The sequence below is a fragment of the Spirochaetota bacterium genome (genome assembly GCA_040756435.1).
In the GTDB taxonomy this organism is placed as follows: Bacteria; Spirochaetota; UBA4802; order UBA4802; family UB4802; genus UBA4802.
Genome location: JBFLZD010000040.1, coordinates 1 through 16744, shown reverse-complemented (window position 1 = coordinate 16744; position 16744 = coordinate 1). Strand labels below are relative to the sequence as shown.

Annotated in this window: 16 protein-coding genes, 1 tRNA gene and 1 pseudogene; 12 read left to right on the top strand and 6 right to left on the bottom strand. The window is 38.2% G+C overall.

Going from position 1 to position 16744, the window contains the following annotated elements:
- Nucleotides 1–14: 14 nt before the first annotated feature.
- Nucleotides 15–1379 (bottom strand): glycoside-pentoside-hexuronide (GPH):cation symporter, encoded by a 1365-nt coding sequence (locus AB1444_11535; protein ID MEW6527283.1) that lies wholly within the window; start codon nt 1377–1379, stop codon nt 15–17.
- Between the two features lie 341 nt (nt 1380–1720).
- Between AB1444_11535 and AB1444_11530 the strand changes: the two genes are divergently transcribed.
- On the top strand, nt 1721–2563 hold the full coding sequence (locus AB1444_11530; GenBank protein MEW6527282.1) for an SDR family NAD(P)-dependent oxidoreductase: 843 nt from the start codon (nt 1721–1723) through the stop codon (nt 2561–2563).
- 29 nt (nt 2564–2592) lie between these two features.
- Here AB1444_11530 and AB1444_11525 read toward each other — a convergent pair whose 3' ends face one another.
- On the bottom strand, nt 2593–3054 hold the full coding sequence (locus AB1444_11525; protein MEW6527281.1) for a DUF4442 domain-containing protein: 462 nt from the start codon (nt 3052–3054) through the stop codon (nt 2593–2595).
- 26 nt (nt 3055–3080) lie between these two features.
- Nucleotides 3081–3566, bottom strand: coding sequence for a MarR family transcriptional regulator (locus AB1444_11520; protein MEW6527280.1), 486 nt, complete (start codon nt 3564–3566; stop codon nt 3081–3083).
- Between the two features lie 349 nt (nt 3567–3915).
- On the opposite strand from AB1444_11520, the gene AB1444_11515 reads away from it, so the two are divergent.
- From AB1444_11515 to AB1444_11505, 3 genes are all read left to right on the top strand, one after another.
- Entirely contained in the window at nt 3916–4245 is a 330-nt protein-coding gene (locus tag AB1444_11515; protein MEW6527279.1) for a hypothetical protein, read from the top strand.
- Nucleotides 4211–4849, top strand: coding sequence for a nucleotidyl transferase AbiEii/AbiGii toxin family protein (locus tag AB1444_11510; GenBank protein ID MEW6527278.1), 639 nt, complete (start codon nt 4211–4213; stop codon nt 4847–4849). Before AB1444_11515 ends, AB1444_11510 begins: the two co-directional genes overlap by 35 nt.
- A gap of 73 nt (nt 4850–4922) precedes the next feature.
- A tRNA-Val gene (locus AB1444_11505) sits at nt 4923–4996 on the top strand.
- Between the two features lie 164 nt (nt 4997–5160).
- On the opposite strand, the pseudogene AB1444_11500 reads toward AB1444_11505, so the two are convergent.
- A pseudogene (locus AB1444_11500) lies at nt 5161–5658 on the bottom strand (4'-phosphopantetheinyl transferase superfamily protein).
- Between the two features lie 510 nt (nt 5659–6168).
- On the opposite strand from AB1444_11500, the gene pyk reads away from it, so the two are divergent.
- The 4 genes from pyk to AB1444_11480 are packed head-to-tail and all read left to right on the top strand — an operon-like array spanning nt 6169 to nt 9848.
- On the top strand, nt 6169–7899 hold the full coding sequence (gene pyk, locus AB1444_11495; protein MEW6527277.1) for a pyruvate kinase: 1731 nt from the start codon (nt 6169–6171) through the stop codon (nt 7897–7899).
- Between the two features lie 3 nt (nt 7900–7902).
- A complete protein-coding gene (gene xseA / locus AB1444_11490; GenBank protein MEW6527276.1) occupies nt 7903–9210 on the top strand; it encodes an exodeoxyribonuclease VII large subunit in 1308 nt (435 codons plus the stop codon).
- Nucleotides 9194–9481 carry an exodeoxyribonuclease VII small subunit gene (locus tag AB1444_11485; GenBank protein MEW6527275.1) on the top strand — a complete coding sequence of 96 codons (288 nt, stop codon included), beginning with the start codon at nt 9194–9196 and terminating at the stop codon, nt 9479–9481. Before xseA ends, AB1444_11485 begins: the two co-directional genes overlap by 17 nt.
- A complete protein-coding gene (locus AB1444_11480) occupies nt 9450–9848 on the top strand; it encodes a hypothetical protein (protein MEW6527274.1) in 399 nt (132 codons plus the stop codon). Before AB1444_11485 ends, AB1444_11480 begins: the two co-directional genes overlap by 32 nt.
- On the opposite strand, the gene lspA is transcribed toward AB1444_11480, so the two are convergent.
- Nucleotides 9849–10349, bottom strand: a complete 501-nt coding sequence (gene lspA / locus AB1444_11475; GenBank protein ID MEW6527273.1) for a signal peptidase II — start codon at nt 10347–10349, stop codon at nt 9849–9851. It lies immediately after the preceding gene.
- Between the two features lie 369 nt (nt 10350–10718).
- Nucleotides 10719–13481, bottom strand: a complete 2763-nt coding sequence (gene ileS / locus AB1444_11470) for an isoleucine--tRNA ligase (GenBank protein MEW6527272.1) — start codon at nt 13479–13481, stop codon at nt 10719–10721.
- 286 nt (nt 13482–13767) lie between these two features.
- On the opposite strand from ileS, the gene hisI reads away from it, so the two are divergent.
- The 4 genes from hisI to AB1444_11450 form a co-directional block, all read left to right on the top strand.
- Nucleotides 13768–14151, top strand: coding sequence for a phosphoribosyl-AMP cyclohydrolase (gene hisI, locus AB1444_11465; protein ID MEW6527271.1), 384 nt, complete (start codon nt 13768–13770; stop codon nt 14149–14151).
- The gene (gene hisG / locus AB1444_11460) at nt 14148–15044 is read left to right on the top strand and encodes an ATP phosphoribosyltransferase (protein MEW6527270.1); all 897 of its coding nucleotides are present in this window, start codon (nt 14148–14150) and stop codon (nt 15042–15044) included. The genes hisI and hisG overlap by 4 nt, the downstream gene beginning before the upstream one ends.
- A gap of 30 nt (nt 15045–15074) precedes the next feature.
- Nucleotides 15075–15806 (top strand): hypothetical protein, encoded by a 732-nt coding sequence (locus tag AB1444_11455; GenBank protein MEW6527269.1) that lies wholly within the window; start codon nt 15075–15077, stop codon nt 15804–15806.
- A 655-nt stretch (nt 15807–16461) separates the two neighbouring features.
- Nucleotides 16462–16744, top strand: a 283-nt coding sequence (locus AB1444_11450; protein ID MEW6527268.1) for a hypothetical protein, incomplete at its 3' end; no start/stop codon positions are given.

Sequence of the window (16744 nt, the reverse complement as noted above, 5' to 3'; positions counted from 1 at the left end):
GAAATACAATAAAGTTATGTCGTTGTTGCAGCTCTTCGTTCAACCAGTGTTTTGAGTATGCTTTCAAGTTTTTGATCAGTTAAAGGATAAAAAATAAACGGTATGGTACCAATGAGGCAACTTGCTGCTGGCAAGATAGTTATTGAGAAGAAAGCGCCGTTTTGAATTTCAGGTGTAACAGTCACACCTTTTGAATAGCCAATAGCCACTACCACCATACCAAATGCCATTGTTGCAAGCGCACCCATAAGCTTTGATATAAATGTAAGTCCAGCAAAGCTTACGCCTTCATTGCGCTCACCAGTTTTATATTCATAATAATCAACACAATCAGCTATCATGGCTGTCTGTACCACAATAAAAAATCCAGTAAAGAAACCTGAAACAAACAGCATAATAACAAAAATCCAAAGGTTGCCATAGCCAATATAGTACATCACTAAATACACAAACGCTGCAACAATACTAGAAGCTATCATTAAGGTTTTTTTTGACATATACTGTAAAACAAATGGAGTAATGAGGTTTGATATAATTATTGCTACAATGAGTGCACCGCCAAGCAGAGTAAATATTTTTTCATCCCCAAATACTATCGCTGCTACCACAGCTCCACCAACCTGGACAATACTACGTCCAAAATTTAATGCACTGCCAATCAATACTAAGAGGAACGGTTTATTGGTAACTATCGCTCTAATCATTTGCTGTATGGTTTGCTTTTGCTGTGGAAGGGGTACTTTTTCTTCCGTGTTAAAAAATGCTAACGTAAAAAGTGCCATACCAAGTACTGATATAATAATAGCAGTGCGTGTCCAGCCACTAGCAGTGGTTTTTTCTGCAAAGCTTAACCAATGTGCTAAAAGCGGGCTTGCAATGGTTGTGATTGCTAATGCTATAGCCTGCAATGTTCGCGCAAGGGCAATAAGGCTTACCCGGTCAGGTATGGTAACAGTAATTGAACCTGCCAACCCCCAGTAGGGAACATCAGCTATGGTGTATATCATTCCCCATAAAACATAGACAATGCCAAAATAGATTAGTTTATACGTTTCAGCAGTTTGTGGAATAGAAAAAAGCAAAATTGTCAGTAGTGCAATAGGGAAAGAAGTGAATAAAATATACGGTCGCAATTTGCCCCATCGGGTACGAGTATGGTCAACAATCATGCCCATGATAAAATCATTAATAGCATCCCATATCTTGGCACCGGTTATAATTGCAGTGAGTGCAGCAATGCCAGATAGGCTAAACCCAACTGCTTCATACAGATACACCAGCATGAAGGTTACTGTAAACGTGATGACCATATTTTGCCCAAATCCGGCAATAGCAAAAGAGTATTTTTCTTTATTTGAAAGTTGTGAAGGTGAAGGCATGGTATTATTCCTCTTGCAATAAAATTTATATGATAATGTCCTTATGAAGGAGTCCCAATTATAAAAGGATAATAAAGTATCGTTTCTTATTATAAAAGTGAGATACTCACCTCTATTGGATTGATATCTGAATATTATTCAAGAATTTTCCAGTACGTTACTCCATATATAAAAAAAGATCAACTGATTTTACTGGTATCATAACACTAGTCAATTTATTTATAAATGAAAACATAATCTTTTCATCACTTTTTTAGTTATAGACGGAGTATATTGTTATAAATTTTTTCATTAATTTAAAATTGTTGACACAACCGTAATAGTTATTCTAATATTTAGCCATGAAATCAAAAACAATAATAGTTACCGGTGGCAACACTGGCATTGGTAAAGCAATTGCTGTTTCATTAGCAGGTCAAAAACATCAAGTAATAGTAATATCACGCAACCCTGAAAAAGGCAAGAAAGCACTGGATGAAATAAAACAGGTATCAGGCAACAATAAGGTTAAGCTGCTTGTTGGCGATCTGGGATCTATACCCTCAGTAAAAACAATAGCTGAAAAAATAATACATCAATTCCCGGATGTTTCTGTGTTAATCAATAACGCTGGAATATGGCCACAGAAGCTTGAGATTAATAGTGATGGGCTCGAGATGGCTTTTATGGTAAATCACATGGCACCACTTATCCTGAGTATAATGCTGTATAAGCAGCTGAAAAAAAATAAACCATCACGAATAGTCAATGTAAATGCAGGGTTGTACGTTTTTGGCAGGGTCGATGTGGAAAAAACCCCTTATGGGAAAGATTTTGGAAGCTTTTCAACATACATGAATACAAAGTTATGTAATATCTATTTTACACAAAAGTTTTCACAAATTATTGAAAATAGTGGCGTAACAATTAATGCAGTACATCCAGGCGTTATACGGACAAATCTTGGCGATAGCTCTGGTGTATGGGGCTCATTGCTGCGATTGTTCAAACGCACTTTTGCAGAACCTGAGTATGGTGCTCAGGCACCTGTTTGGCTTGCTACAAGTACAGAAGTTGAAAACATCAATGGAAAATATTTTGAAAGGTTCACTCAAAAAACGTATGCAAAAAATGCTATGGAAATTTCAGTGCGTGAAAAGCTGTGGGATTTAAGCTTACAGCTGGCATCCCTGAAGTTTAAATAGAGAACAGGTTGCAATCCTTACTCTTAAGTTTATAAATTTTTTTTATTCTTAAAGTACAATACTTTTTCAATATGTGCAACTGTATTACCAGCGATATCCTTCCACTCTATGGTGTACGTTCTTTCAATTGATTCATTATGCTGCAGCTGATTTTGTATATAATCAAACTCTTGCAGGGGAATTTTTATTTTTGCAATAAGGGCTGTACGTGCTGGTTTAATGAAGCGAATAGTTGATGACTTGTCCCACAGTATGTATTTGTTTTTAAATTTCCTTAAAAATAAGGTAAAGTGTACGCCATCAATTGCACTGTAGATATGTCCTCCATAAATGGTGCCAACAAAATTTTTTGTGTTCCATTTATGGGGCAGCTTTATATGCACTTCTGTTTCGTCAGGAGATATGTAGATTACTCTTCCGCCTGTTCTTCTATAAAAGGGGATAAAATTAAAAAATAATTTCAAGAGTAAAGGTTTTATTGAAGGGAACATGCAGTAACCTCCGTATAATTTTAAAATTACTCTATGGTATTGGCATTCATTAAAATTTTTTTTAACACATCCATTGCAATGTTTTCATGTTTTTTTGGGATAGTGGCAATTATATCTTTTATAACAGTATCTATTATGGTAAGGATGGGTTTTCTGACATCTATGCCTTTTTGGGTAAGTTGAATGTTGGTGGCTCTGCGGTCTTTGGGGTCATTAACTCGCATTATAAGGCCATCCTTTTCCATACGGTCAATAAGGCCTGTCATGCTGGAAGGCTCCAGTCCCGCAAGTTTCCCTAAATCATTAATCTTAATGCCTTCATCTTTCCCAAATTTTCCAAGGATCGTTCCCATGCCATCATCCATCCATAGCCATAAAAGAATACCAATATATGCTGGTTTAACACAATCATATCCTGATTCAACCAGACGTTTTTTTAACAGTGATGTAAGCCCCAGCGATACGCGAGTTACAAGGTAGTACAGGCAATCGTTTGGATGCAGTGATTCCATAGTAATCCTTTTACAATATACTATTACGTATACAAATAATACGTATACGTAATAAAGTCAAGAATATTTTAAAAAAAGATCAGTAATAATTCCTTAATAAATTTCATAATGAATACTAGTGTATACCCCCGCCGACTTCGGCGGCGGTATACACTATTTTATATTTTGTTCAAATTTACACATTTAGGAATAATTAGTAAAAAAAAGATGATAAATATACTAATAGCATTCTCATAGTATTATTTGTTATTTTGTCTTGATATTCTTATAAAGTATAGTACAATAGTACTATATACATTAGATTGCAATGCAAGTGTTGTACATTAATGAGAAATAGGTAACCTTGGATATGCTGGAAAAAAAACAAAAGCTTTGCAATAATCTAAGAAAGCGCGGATTATTGTGGTCGTATGATACTCACCATGTAACAGATTTACCCGATGATATACTTTTAGAACATGTGATGAAATACGGTGATGTTGATGATATATATATAGCCTGCGAAATATATGGCAAAGAAACATTAAAAAAAGTGTGGGAAAAATCAATAAAATACGATAGCCGTTTTATCAAACTTAGTGTTTTCTTGGCACGGGTTATCTTTGGATTGGATATTGAAGGAGAAGATATTAAAAAGGCAATCCATGAAGAACCAGTATTCAGACGCTTTAACCAGTGATGCAGCAAAAGTTCTTAATGAACTTATTTCTACAGCAGATTTTTTGCGAAATTTTGTTTTTGTAGGTGGATCTGCTTTGGCATTGTATTTGAATCACCGGAAAAGTGAAGATTTAGACTTCTTCACGTGGGATAAAGAACAATTTAACAAACGCCAGATTTTGCAGTATATAGACCGATTTAATGAAAAAGAAATTTTAAATGAAGATGCTGACATTATAGATTTACGTCTAACCACTACAAAAGTGACATTTTTTAATGCAGGCTGGAAATTTTTGAAACCTGATACTATCACAAAGTTTAATATTGCCAGCCTAGAAGCAATTACTTCCATGAAAATACATGTACTTTTTCTGCGCGCAAAATATAGAGATTACTATGACCTTTATTTTTTAACAAAAAAACTTGGAGTAAAAAATATTTTTCATACAGCAAAAAATGTAATTCCAGGACTTACACTAAAACTTTTCTGTATGGCTTTGCTCTATATTGATGATATAGAGGATGATTCTATTGCGCATCTTGAACCTGTTGAAGTAATTTCAAAAAAAGAAATACGTAATTTTTTACAGGAATGTTTAATAAAAGATGGGCTGCTTTTGTAGGTTTCAATCACATTCACTATCAAATATTCTTGACAAAACATATTTTAGCTATCAAATTGTTAGCATAAACAAAGGGCGATTAGCTCAGCAGGTTAGAGCGCCTGCCTCACATGCAGGAGGTCACTGGTTCGAATCCGGTATCGCCCACATCCAGTGAGAAATACAGCAAGGTCATTATCTTTCAAGGTATATATGCGGATGGTGACTTCTTGACAATAACTATCGCCCACTGCAACGCCACATATATAGTTCTTCCCTACCAAAAAATTTGTTAAAAATAATTTGTCGGTATTTGTAAAGGTATCATACAGTAAAGCTTGTGTAAGCGATAGTTTTTGTAATTTGGCAATTGCTTCTTTAAGGGTCCATATGTGTAAAAAGCGCCTTGTTTTCCCCCATGGCAGATGATTAATAAATTTTTGCTCACATGGTGCAAAATAGCGCTTTATAATAGTGTTGCGATACGCTACATGACGCTTGCATGGTTCAATGTCAATACCGTGAGGAGTATGAAATAACGATACGGCAACTGCATTCTGCGTATGTGAAAGCGATACATACGCTGTTTGATCATTAGCCGACACGATTGGTGTGGTGGGATTATAGTTTGGTATATCAAAGCCTGAAAGTATTCCCAGTGCTTTCAATGAACACCTGGATACTAAAAATTCAGACTTTTTGATCTCAGATTGAAATGAATTACACTTGTGTTTTTCAGTATCTGAAAGTAATGAAAAAAGATATTCTTTGACTTGTGGTGATATGGTTGTGTAGTGAATACACAGAAAATGTAGTAAAGGATTATTCATAAATGATATATTAGCGTACAACTGTGTGGACAGTGTGAAATCAATAGTTACAAATTGCAAGGTATTTATAGGCTGAAGATAGTAATAAAAAGATTTTCACGCAGAGAACGCTGAAAAAAGGATAGAAAGGAGAAATTTTCCAACTCTCATGAGACTCTGTGTTCTCTTAGCGAACTTTGTGTGATGCAAAATGAAGCAACACATAGAGAACACAGGGTATATGGAGAAAAGGAGTAAGAGAAAAGCTTTACAATCTCATGAGACTCTTTGTTCTCTCAGCGAACTCTGCGTGAGGAAAAAAATACATACGGTATTGGTTATGCATAAAACCACAGGTGTAATTGACAAATGGTAAGTGTACATTTTCCATTAAACTTATAGTCTGGACAAAAGAAGGTGCGTAAATGGTCTTTAAAAATATCTTGAAAAAGAAACCCATGCATGCCATTCTGTAAACTAAAGAAACATTGCATTCCATTTCCATAATTCAATAACAAACGGTGTAAATATATGCGTAAAACTAAAATAGTGTGTACCATTGGACCAACAAGTGAAACAAAAGAAATGATTATAAAACTTGTCAAAGCCGGCATGAACGTTGCGCGGCTCAATATGTCGCACTCTACACAGGAATTACATGCACAGCGCATTGCTATCATCCGCGAAGTGTCAAAAGAGTTACATGTTCCCATTGGGATATTGGCTGACCTTCAGGGGCCAAAAATTCGCATTGGTACATTAAAAGAAAAAGTCATCTTAGAGCCGGGGCAGGAATTTATTCTTACCACCCGAAGCGTCCCGGGCAATTCGGTGGCAGTTAGCGTTTCATTGAAAGAACTTCCTGAATCAGTAAACAAAGGGCAGACCATACTGATTGATGATGGTTTGCTTGAACTACGTGTTGACCAGGTGGACAATACCGATATCTATACTACCGTCATACGGGGTGGTGAGCTAAAAGACAACAAAGGAATTAATCTTCCCAATGCTTCAATAAAGACCAGTTCTATTACACAAAAGGACATACGTGATTTAGAATTTGCCATAAAGCAGGATGTTGACATGATAGCACTGTCATTTGTGCGCAGTGCTCATGATATAATACAGCTTAGGAGCATTATGGAAGAATTTGGTGGGACATTACCCATCATTTCAAAGATTGAAAAGCATGAAGCGGTTGCCAATATTGATGAAATTATAGCTTCTTCGCAGGGGATTATGGTGGCCAGGGGTGACTTAGGTATAGAAATCCCCATTGAACAGGTGCCGATAGTACAAAAGATGATTATTGAAAAATGTAACCAGCAGGCTATTCCGGTGATTACTGCAACGCAGATGCTGGATTCCATGATACGTAATCCCATACCAACGAGGGCAGAGGCAACCGATGTGGCCAATGCTGTATTTGATGGGACCGATGCTCTCATGCTTTCGGGGGAAACGGCATTTGGGCAGTATCCAGTGGAAGCAGTGCAAACCATGGCACGCATTGCCGAATTTGCTGAAACGACATTTATCTATAAAGCTGCAATTGCTGAAAAAAAGATTTATACAAAGTCCACCATTACCGATGCTATTGCACTGTCAGCGCATGAGTCAGCAAAAACGTTAGGTGCTGATTGTATTCTCACTGCCACACAGTCGGGCTATACTGCACGAAAGATTTCAAAGTACAAACCGCAGATACCGGTTATAGCCGTAACAACCAATCACAAGGTGGTCCATCAGTTAGCGTTATCGTATGGGGTTATTCCACTGCATATAAAACAATGTAACGATATTAACGAACTTGTCGATGAAGCAATAGCAATAGGCAAAGTAAACGATCTTATCCATGATGGAGATCTGATTGTCATTACAGCAGGGATTCTGGCGGGTGTAACCGGTGGAACAAATGTCATGCGTATATATGTGGCAGCTCAGGAGTTAGCGCGCGGCATAGGATTTGGCGAAGGGGTGGTTCATGGTATCATAGGAACAAGTCAATCCGTTGAACTATCGCCCAATACTATTGTTGTGACTCATGATATAGCGCACATTAAAGGCACAAAGCCAAAGGCTGTGATAACCAGTGAATGTAGCATCAGTGCACCCATCATCCATTACTGCAGGGAGCACGAAATTCCTGTCATTGGTGGGATCGCTATTAATGAAATCAATCTGAAACAGGGCCAGGAGGTAACGCTTGATATTTTGCGGGGAACCATTTATCAAGGAACTGTTCATTTGCCCTTTGAGTGATCTATGATAGAAAAGATAGAAAATCATGAAACAGTGTATTCCGTAAGCGATATTACGGGAATACTGAAACAGCTGATTGAGTCAACACCGCAGCTTAATGGTGTGTGGGTGAAGGGTGAGATTTCAAACCTTACTTACCATTCGTCAGGGCACATTTATTTTTCCTTAAAAGATGAGGGTGCGGTAATGCAGGCTGTTTTTTTCAAGCACGCCAACAAGCATTTGGATTTCAGGCTTGAAGAAGGCATGAGCGTAGTGGTGTTTGGCGGAGTGACGGTATTTGAAAAACGCGGTTCGTATCAGTTTATTGTGTATAAAATCCGCAAAGAAGGCCTGGGCGAACTTTTACAGAAGATTGAAAAGCTTAAAGAAAAATTACATAAAGAAGGGTTGTTTGCGCCTGAACGCAAAAAACCGCTTCCGGTATTACCCAGGCGAATTGGTGTGGTTACCTCACCTACGGGGGCAGCTATCCGTGATATTATTAAAGTGGCAATGCGCCGCTTTCCCAATATTGAGATTATACTTGCACCGGCAAAGGTGCAGGGTGAAGGTGCAGTTGAGTCGATAGTTACAGGGATTAAGGAGCTCAATAATCCACAGTGGGGAGTGGATGTCATTATTGCTGGCCGTGGCGGTGGCTCTTTTGAGGATTTGATGGCATTTAATGAGGAAGCGGTAGTGCGTGCGTTTGCTTATTCAGCAGTACCTATTATATCGGCTGTGGGGCATCAGATTGACCACCCGTTAAGCGATTTAGCAGCAGATGTTGCTGCACCAACACCATCAGCCGCAGCCGAGATTGCAGTGCCAGTAAAAGCAGAGCTTATGGCTGCCATTGACAATTACACCTTGCGTATGACGCGGCGACTTTCAATGATGGTCCAGTCGTTTGCTAATCGCATAATGCTCGTTACCAAACGCAGAGTCTTTCAAAATCCAATGAGTCTGGTTGAATACTACGAACTTACTTTGGCTGACATTGAAAACAAAATACAGTCGTTGATGCAAAAACGAATTGCAGAAACAAAAGAGCGTGTAAGTAAGGTTAAGGATTTAGAGCTTATTATAAAAAATAGATTGCAAAACTACTGGCACATCTTTATGATGCAAGCAAGTAAGTTAGAGCACCTTTCACCGGTAAGCGTGCTGAAGCGTGGGTATTCCATTACACTTAAAGATTCACAGGTAATTTCTTCAATCAAGAAGGTCCAACAGGGAGATAACGTCAGAGTTATTGTATATGACGGGTCAATGCAGTGTGATGTCCAGATGGTACATGAAGAGGTGAGCTTTGGAAAAAAAGGCTAAAAAAATAACCTTTGAGGATGCGCTGGAAGAACTTGAAGCAATAGCTTCAAAGTTAGAGTCCGGTGAACTGACTCTGGAACAATCTATTCAATATTATGAAAAGGGTGTTGAGCTGGCAAAGTTTTGCCGGCAAAAATTAGAAGAAGCAGAACGTAAGATTGAAGTGTTGCAAAAGCAGCCTGATGGTACGGTACAAAAAAAATCGGTCAAAGTTAAAGAGGATACAGGGGAAATAGAAGATGATGAGGATATACAGGGTTCACTTCTGTAAGCTGTTACTGTGTGTGGCTGTTATAAGCATGGTAACCTGTGGCAAAGAAGCACCACTGCAGTTTTGTGAAGGTGTTGATAAGGATGGCAAACCCGTTCATTGTGGAAAAGAGTTCACCACAGGTGATATGACCCTGTATGTTACTGCACAGGAGCCTTTTGGAAGTAACACGGCAACGATACTAGTGTATGAAAAAAAGAAATATAGCCAGCCTGAGTATACCCGCTTTGACTATACCATAAATCCTGATATTAATACTGCCACGATCCCATTTTCCCTGTATGCTGAGGGCACGTATATTGTGAAAGTGATAGTGAAAGATAAAGAGATAGCTAACGGTGAAATAACTGTTATAGATACGTATTAATTATATTTGTTTTTTAGCTTTCCGTTTTTTCTCTTCCATAAGTTGGTGAATGACAAGAAGCGTGGCACCAACCACAATTGAAGAATCAGCAACATTAAACGCTGGCCAGCGGAAAACTTCATCACTACCAATGTATATAAAATCAACGACGCCAGGTTTGCCAGTAATTCTATCCAGGATATTGCCTATGGCGCCTGCGCAGATTAGCCCCATGCTTGAGGTAAAAATAAGCGTTTTATTCTTTTCCAGTATAAAATATGCAACAAGAAGCAAAAACACAATGATTGAAACAATAAGGAAAAATTGCTGATAGCCCTGTAATATACCAAATATTCCACCCTGATTGTAGATGAGTGTGAGTTGTACAAAGCTGCCAAGTATATTGACCCGTTCATAGATAGAAATATATTTTTCCACAAGCGCTTTTGTAAGAATATCACTTCCAAGTACAATAATAAAGATTATAACTGAAATTAACGTATTTCTAGTTTCCCTCGTCATTGGCACAATATTTCTCCATTAAAAATTTTTACATTTTTTAGATGTTAATTGTCAATATAGTTACACTATGAGCGTAAAGTTTACACGGAATCCCCGTCCTAGTATGCCAAGATCCTGAAATAAATACAGGACGGAGATCAGGATGACATCCCTTGCTGTCATTCCAGAGCTGATCCGGAATCTACACTACACCGTCAACGATCCTGAATCAATCCAGAAATAAATTCAGCCCAAGGTTCAGGATAACATCCCATGTCGTCATTCCGGACCTGATCCGGAATCTACACCCCACCTTCATAGAATCTGAATCAAGCCCAGGATGACTTGCGATACTATCAGTATACTATCACTAGCCACTATTTAGCATGATTATACATCAAGTTTTAGCACAATATCAGTACACCGTTTACAGAGTTCTGGATGCTCAGGATGTGTTCCAATGTCATGTGAATAATTCCAGCATCTGACACATTTTTTCCCGGTGGATTTAGTTACCAGTATTGAACTATTATCATAATCAGCCATGCCATCCAGTTTTTGATCTTCAATGTGAACTTCTGCCACCTGGAAAAAACGTTTACTATCGCTCATCGACTGTAATAGCTCTTTTGATGAAGCACCAGCAATATATATGTGAACATCCGCCTCAAGCGAGCTACCAATCTTCTTTTCCTTTCGGGCTATCTCTAAAGCCTTCAATACATCTTTCTTGATATCTATAAGAGCATCCATCTTCTTTGCCAGTGTTTCGTTGTGCCATTGGGAAGGTAGCTCACTGTATACATCAGCATGCACGGAAGAGTCTTTGCCCAAAAATTGCCATATCTCTTCGGCAGTGAACACCAGTACCGGTGCAATCAGTCGAAGCAGTGTTTCGGTAACATGGTACAGGACAGTCTGATTTGCTCTTCGCAGTTTTGAATCTTTTGCTTCCACATAGAGGATGTCTTTTGAAATGTCAAAATACAGTGATGATAAATCTACCGTACAGAAATTCAGTATTCGACGGTATACCAGGTGAAATTCGTACTGTTCATAGTGTTGGCGCACCTGATTGGAAAGTGTATAGAGTTTGTGCAATATCCACTTATCGGTGTCTGATAGCTCATCGTAAGGGATGCACTGTGAAGCTGTAAAATCAGCACAGTTACCAATCATAAATTTAAAGGTGTTTCGGATTTTACGATATGAATCAGCAATCTGCTGTATCATATCGTAGCCAATCCTGACGTCATTGCGATAGTCCTCAGAAGCAACCCACAGACGCAGGATATCAGCACCAAACTTGTTGATTATATCATCAGGCGGGATGACATTCCCAAGCGATTTGCTCATTGCCCGCCCCTGATCGTCTAACATGAATCCGTGTGTCAATACGGTGTTATAGGGTGCTCGCTGGCGTAATGCCAGTGCCGGCCACAATGAAGACTGGAACCAGCCTCGGTGCTGGTCGCTTCCCTCTAAATACAGGTCCGATGGCCAGCGGTGGTCATCTCTACTGTCAAGAACCGCAAAGTGTGAAACGCCTGAGTCAAACCATACGTCCAGAATATCATATTCTTTTTCAAAGATATCATTACCACATTCGCAGGTAAAGCCGTCTGGAATAAGGCTGTGTATCTCATCGGTATACCATGATTCAATGCTGCGCTCCCGTGCAATCTTTGCAAAATAAAAAATGGTTTCAGCGTTCATCTGGTTTTTACCACATTTTTTACAGTAGAAGGATGGAATAGGAACTCCCCATGAACGCTGCCGTGAAAGACACCAGTCCGGGCGTGTTTCCACCATGCTTTTAAACCGCAATTTGCCCCATTCAGGTATCCACTGTACATCTTCTGTTACATCTAATGCTAACTGTCGCATATCATTGTGGTCAATAAGTAAAAACCACTGAGCGGTAGCCCTGAAGATAAGCGGCTGTTTACAGCGCCAGCAGTGTGGATATGAATGTTCAATATCATTGGTAAAAATCAGAACATTTTTTTCTTTTAAAAGGTCTATTATTTTTGGGTTGGCATCAAAGACATTGACACCATTCATGAGGGCAAATTCATCGGTAAATTTGCCCTCATCATCAACAGGGCAGAACACATCAAGCCCGTATTCAAGGCCAACAATATAGTCTTCAAGTCCATGCCCCGGGGCAATATGTACAATGCCGGTACCCTGATCCAGAGTAACAAAATCGCCAAAGATGACTTTTGATTCCCTGTCAATAAAAGGATGGGATACCTTCAGTGAGCGAATTATGTCATTGGTTAAAGGTATCTTTTCACCCAATGTTCTTCCCGTTATGGCAGAAAATGATTCTGCAAGACCATCAGCCATAATAAAATACTCGTTACCTGACGTATGTGCCGAGTAGTCAAAATCAGGATGAAAACATACAGCTAAGTTAGCAGGCAGGGTCCACGGAGTTGTGGTCCATACCACCACATACAGGTTGTTAGGATCTACCCCTTTAAATGTTACTGATGCGGGGTCCACTCTGAACTTAACAAAAATTGACGGAGATGAGTGGTCATGGTATTCAACTTCGGCTTCGGCTAAAGCTGTAACACAGGTTGGACACCAATAAATAGGTTTTTTCCCTTTAGTAATAAATCCCCGTTCAAAGAGTGATCCAAAAATTTCCACAATGGTGGCTTCATAATCCAGTGACATGGTTAAATAAGGATTATCAAACTCCCCAAAGACACCTAAGCGTTTAAATTCTTCCCTTTGAATATCTATAAATTTTTGAGCATAGTCCCTGCACAGCTTTCGGATTTCCTGTTTAGGAAGTTTTTTTGCCTTGTCACCTAACTCTTTTGTAACCTGCAATTCAATAGGCAGACCATGGCAATCCCACCCTGGCACAAATGGCGCTTTAAATCCACTCATTGTCTTGTGTTTTACAATGATGTCTTTGAGAATTTTATTTAAAGCATGCCCTAAGTGTATATGTCCATTAGCATACGGTGGACCATCATGTAAAATGTATAGTTCATTGCCTTCACGAGACTTCTGTATCAGTTTGTAAATATCCTCTTTTTCCCATTTCTGCAATATCTGAGGTTCACGGGAAGGAAGATTTGCCTTCATGGGAAAATCAGAAGCAGGAAGATTAACGGTTTTAGAATAATCCATTGAAACCCTCGCACAAAAAATATCAAAGTCAACCCCACGTAACGTTGTGGGACAGTAGACGGCGCTACATCACTATTTAAGGAATAAATACTCGTGATATTTCAAAAAAACATTTGTCAATAGAATTTTACTATTTTATGAATACATTTTAATGATTTTTAAATTATACTGTGATATTAATACACTATCGCATACCAATGATAGTATTGTATATATAAATTTAAATTTATTTTTTATTTTTGGCGATAGTTCATGATATTAATTTACTATGATAGAGGATACCCCAATGATTGAGCTTGATTTTACTAAGTTAGATGGGCTGGTACCAGCAGTAGCACAGGATTATAAAACCGGCGAAATTTTAATGGTTGCATTTATGAACAAAGAAGCATTTGAACTGACGTTGAAAACAGGTATAGTCCATTACTGGAGCAGATCACGAAAGCAATTGTGGAAAAAAGGCGAGTCTTCCGGCAATGTGCAGGAAGTAAAAGAAATACGCATTGATTGTGATAACGATTGTGTGTTGCTTAAAATTAATCAGATAGGTGATGCAGCATGCCATACTGGCTATCGTAGTTGCTTTTACCGGGTTGTTGAAGGTGGTGATCTAAAAGTGGATGGTGTAAAAATCTTTAATCCTGAAGATAAATATGGAGATAAAAAATGAGCCTTATCAAGTTAGGAATTCCTAAAGGTAGTTTAGAAAGTGCAACAATAGAACTTTTTAAGCGGGCAGGTTTTTCAATATCTGTATCATCACGAAATTACTTCCCCAGCATAGACGATCCCGAGATTAGCTGTTCCTTGGTCCGAGCCCAGGAGATGTCAAAATATGTGGAAAGCGGTGTGCTTGATGTAGGTCTTACCGGACTTGACTGGATACTGGAAAATGAGTCTGATGTAGAGATAATATCTGACCTGATTTATTCCAAGGTTAGCACCCAGAAAGCAAAATGGGTTTTGGCAGTACCCAATGATTCCCCCATCAAAACATTAGAAGACTGTGCAGGCAAGACCATATCAACGGAGCTTGTTAACTTTACTAAAAAATATTTTAGCGATCGCAACATCCCGGTAAAGGTTGAATTTTCATGGGGTGCTACTGAAGCAAAAGTGGTTGAGGGGCTGGTGGATGCCATTGTTGAAGTTACTGAAACGGGTTCTACAATAAGAGCACACGGACTCAAAATTATTTACACATTGCTTGAAACCAATACCAAGCTCATTGCCAACAAACAAAGTATGAAAGATTCAGCCAAGCGCGCAAAAATCAAGCAGATTGCGCTGCTTTTGCGAGGCGCCTTGAATGCCAATAATCTTGTAGGCATTAAAATGAACGTCCCCGAAGATAAGTTAGCTGATGTGATTAAGCTGATACCAAGTTTAACTTCCCCAACGGTATCCAAGTTATATAATGCAACATGGTTTTCAGTGGAAAGCGTTATACAGGAATCGGTGGTTAGGGATCTTATTCCTAAACTCATTAATGCCGGAGCTGATGGAATCATCGAATACCCGCTCAATAAAGTTGTTTCACAGGAAGATGTGTGCTTAAAATAAACGCTTAATTGTTACAATAAAGGGTAATACATGCAGCAGGATGTAATCAGCAGGGGGAGGCAGTTTGTAAAGTCCTTTGCTGTAACACTGCCTGCCCCACGGTTTTATGCCGATAGTTACTGGTATTTAGCCCTTGCAAAAAAAATATCAACCGTATCATCAGTCATTGCGTATTGTGCCACGTGCATGCGTCAAAAAGGAAGCGCGTTAGGACACAGCTATTATCATGCAGAAAAAGTAGCAATTGAATCAGCGGCGATAGTTCTTAAGGAAAAAGGCATTTCCAGCCAGTCAATACACCTGGCAATGCTGGCACTTGCTGCAGGTTTTCTGCACGATTACTATCGGGAAAAAAAAGACCACCCTGCAAAAGCTGCAGAGTATGTGCAAACGCATCTTTTGTATTGTATGCCAAAAAGTGATATTGACGCCATTGCATTTGCCATACGCAATCACGAAGCATTTAAGGAATACCAGACAGTAGATAACAGTGATATCATGCTATTGTCTAATGCGCTATATGATGCTGATAAATTCAGGTGGGGGCCGGATAACTTCATATACACAATATGGGACATGATTGCTACCATGAATATTTCAATTGAGGATATTGTAGCCCATTTCCCCAGAGGAGTAGCGCACATCAATACCATTCGTCATACATTCAGGTCTAAAACAGGGATGGATTACGGCCCTGAATTTATTGATCAGGGTATGCTGATAGCCGAAAAATTGTTGCAGTTTTTAAAGAAAAATTCATAAATCATTTATACAATGGTCAAGTTTAATTTAGTGTGTAATTCTACCAGAAACATATAAAAATACTTATTGCTCTAATGGCTTTACAGATTCAAGAATAACATTTTCACTCAAATTTGTGTTTCGTATTGTTTTCCGATAACACACTGGAAATGATGAATATTGAAATTATCCACAGTGCTATCTCCCCTGTCAGTCTACGCTTACACATCAATCGGTCAGGTATAAATACTCCTGCTCTATTATGTGGTAATCATGTATTGCTTATCAATATTTTTCCTATCATCCTATATGAACTATATTGGTATCAATTCCAATATACTTTTACTATTATACCATCGATTGATCATATAATTAGCATGCCTCTATTTTTGGCAATAAATTCTTATAATGACTCTTCAATATATTCTTCTAATATGCGGGGCACTAATGCTTTTATTGCAATAATTTTCTATATATTTACCGTATGCATGTAGCATTAAGCACCTCTTCTTCAAATCAATATTTAAAGTGAAATTTTATATTATCTGGCAGGAGTGCAATGCTATTATAAGCATCTTTTATGCAAAATAGTTGGTACTGTCCAATAAAATTTCTTGACATAATTTAATTTCTTTTTATTACTAAATTACGTGATATATAGTAGGAAGCATAATACATGTATAAAAAAGTTAACGATTTTCCTAAATATTATAGACAAAAATTTTTACTTGGATTATTGCAAAGATTCGGATATTCTCTTAATAAAACAGATTTTATTAAATATCTTTTTTTAATAGAAAACGAAGAGAATATAAACCGAAACTACTTTTTTCTACCCTATAAATATGGTCCATTCTCATTCCATGCATATGCAGACTTACGCAGGCTTGATGAATTGTCATTTATAAGATTTAATAAGAAAATTGATTTAATAAACAAAAAAATTGATTATTTATCAT

Bases quoted from the DNA above. Each gene is read 5' to 3' on its own strand.
- AB1444_11535 (MEW6527283.1), bottom strand. From the start codon at position 1,379: ATGCCTTCACCTTCACAACTTTCAAATAAAGAAAAATACTCTTTTGCT.
- AB1444_11530 (MEW6527282.1), top strand. From the start codon at position 1,721: ATGAAATCAAAAACAATAATAGTTACCGGTGGCAACACTGGCATTGGT.
- AB1444_11525 (MEW6527281.1), bottom strand. From the start codon at position 3,054: ATGTTCCCTTCAATAAAACCTTTACTCTTGAAATTATTTTTTAATTTT.
- AB1444_11520 (MEW6527280.1), bottom strand. From the start codon at position 3,566: ATGGAATCACTGCATCCAAACGATTGCCTGTACTACCTTGTAACTCGC.
- AB1444_11515 (MEW6527279.1), top strand. From the start codon at position 3,916: ATGCTGGAAAAAAAACAAAAGCTTTGCAATAATCTAAGAAAGCGCGGA.
- AB1444_11510 (MEW6527278.1), top strand. From the start codon at position 4,211: ATGAAGAACCAGTATTCAGACGCTTTAACCAGTGATGCAGCAAAAGTT.
- pyk (MEW6527277.1), top strand. From the start codon at position 6,169: ATGCGTAAAACTAAAATAGTGTGTACCATTGGACCAACAAGTGAAACA.
- xseA (MEW6527276.1), top strand. From the start codon at position 7,903: ATGATAGAAAAGATAGAAAATCATGAAACAGTGTATTCCGTAAGCGAT.
- AB1444_11480 (MEW6527274.1), top strand. From the start codon at position 9,450: ATGATGAGGATATACAGGGTTCACTTCTGTAAGCTGTTACTGTGTGTG.
- lspA (MEW6527273.1), bottom strand. From the start codon at position 10,349: ATGACGAGGGAAACTAGAAATACGTTAATTTCAGTTATAATCTTTATT.
- ileS (MEW6527272.1), bottom strand. From the start codon at position 13,481: ATGGATTATTCTAAAACCGTTAATCTTCCTGCTTCTGATTTTCCCATG.
- hisI (MEW6527271.1), top strand. From the start codon at position 13,768: ATGATTGAGCTTGATTTTACTAAGTTAGATGGGCTGGTACCAGCAGTA.
- hisG (MEW6527270.1), top strand. From the start codon at position 14,148: ATGAGCCTTATCAAGTTAGGAATTCCTAAAGGTAGTTTAGAAAGTGCA.
- AB1444_11455 (MEW6527269.1), top strand. From the start codon at position 15,075: ATGCAGCAGGATGTAATCAGCAGGGGGAGGCAGTTTGTAAAGTCCTTT.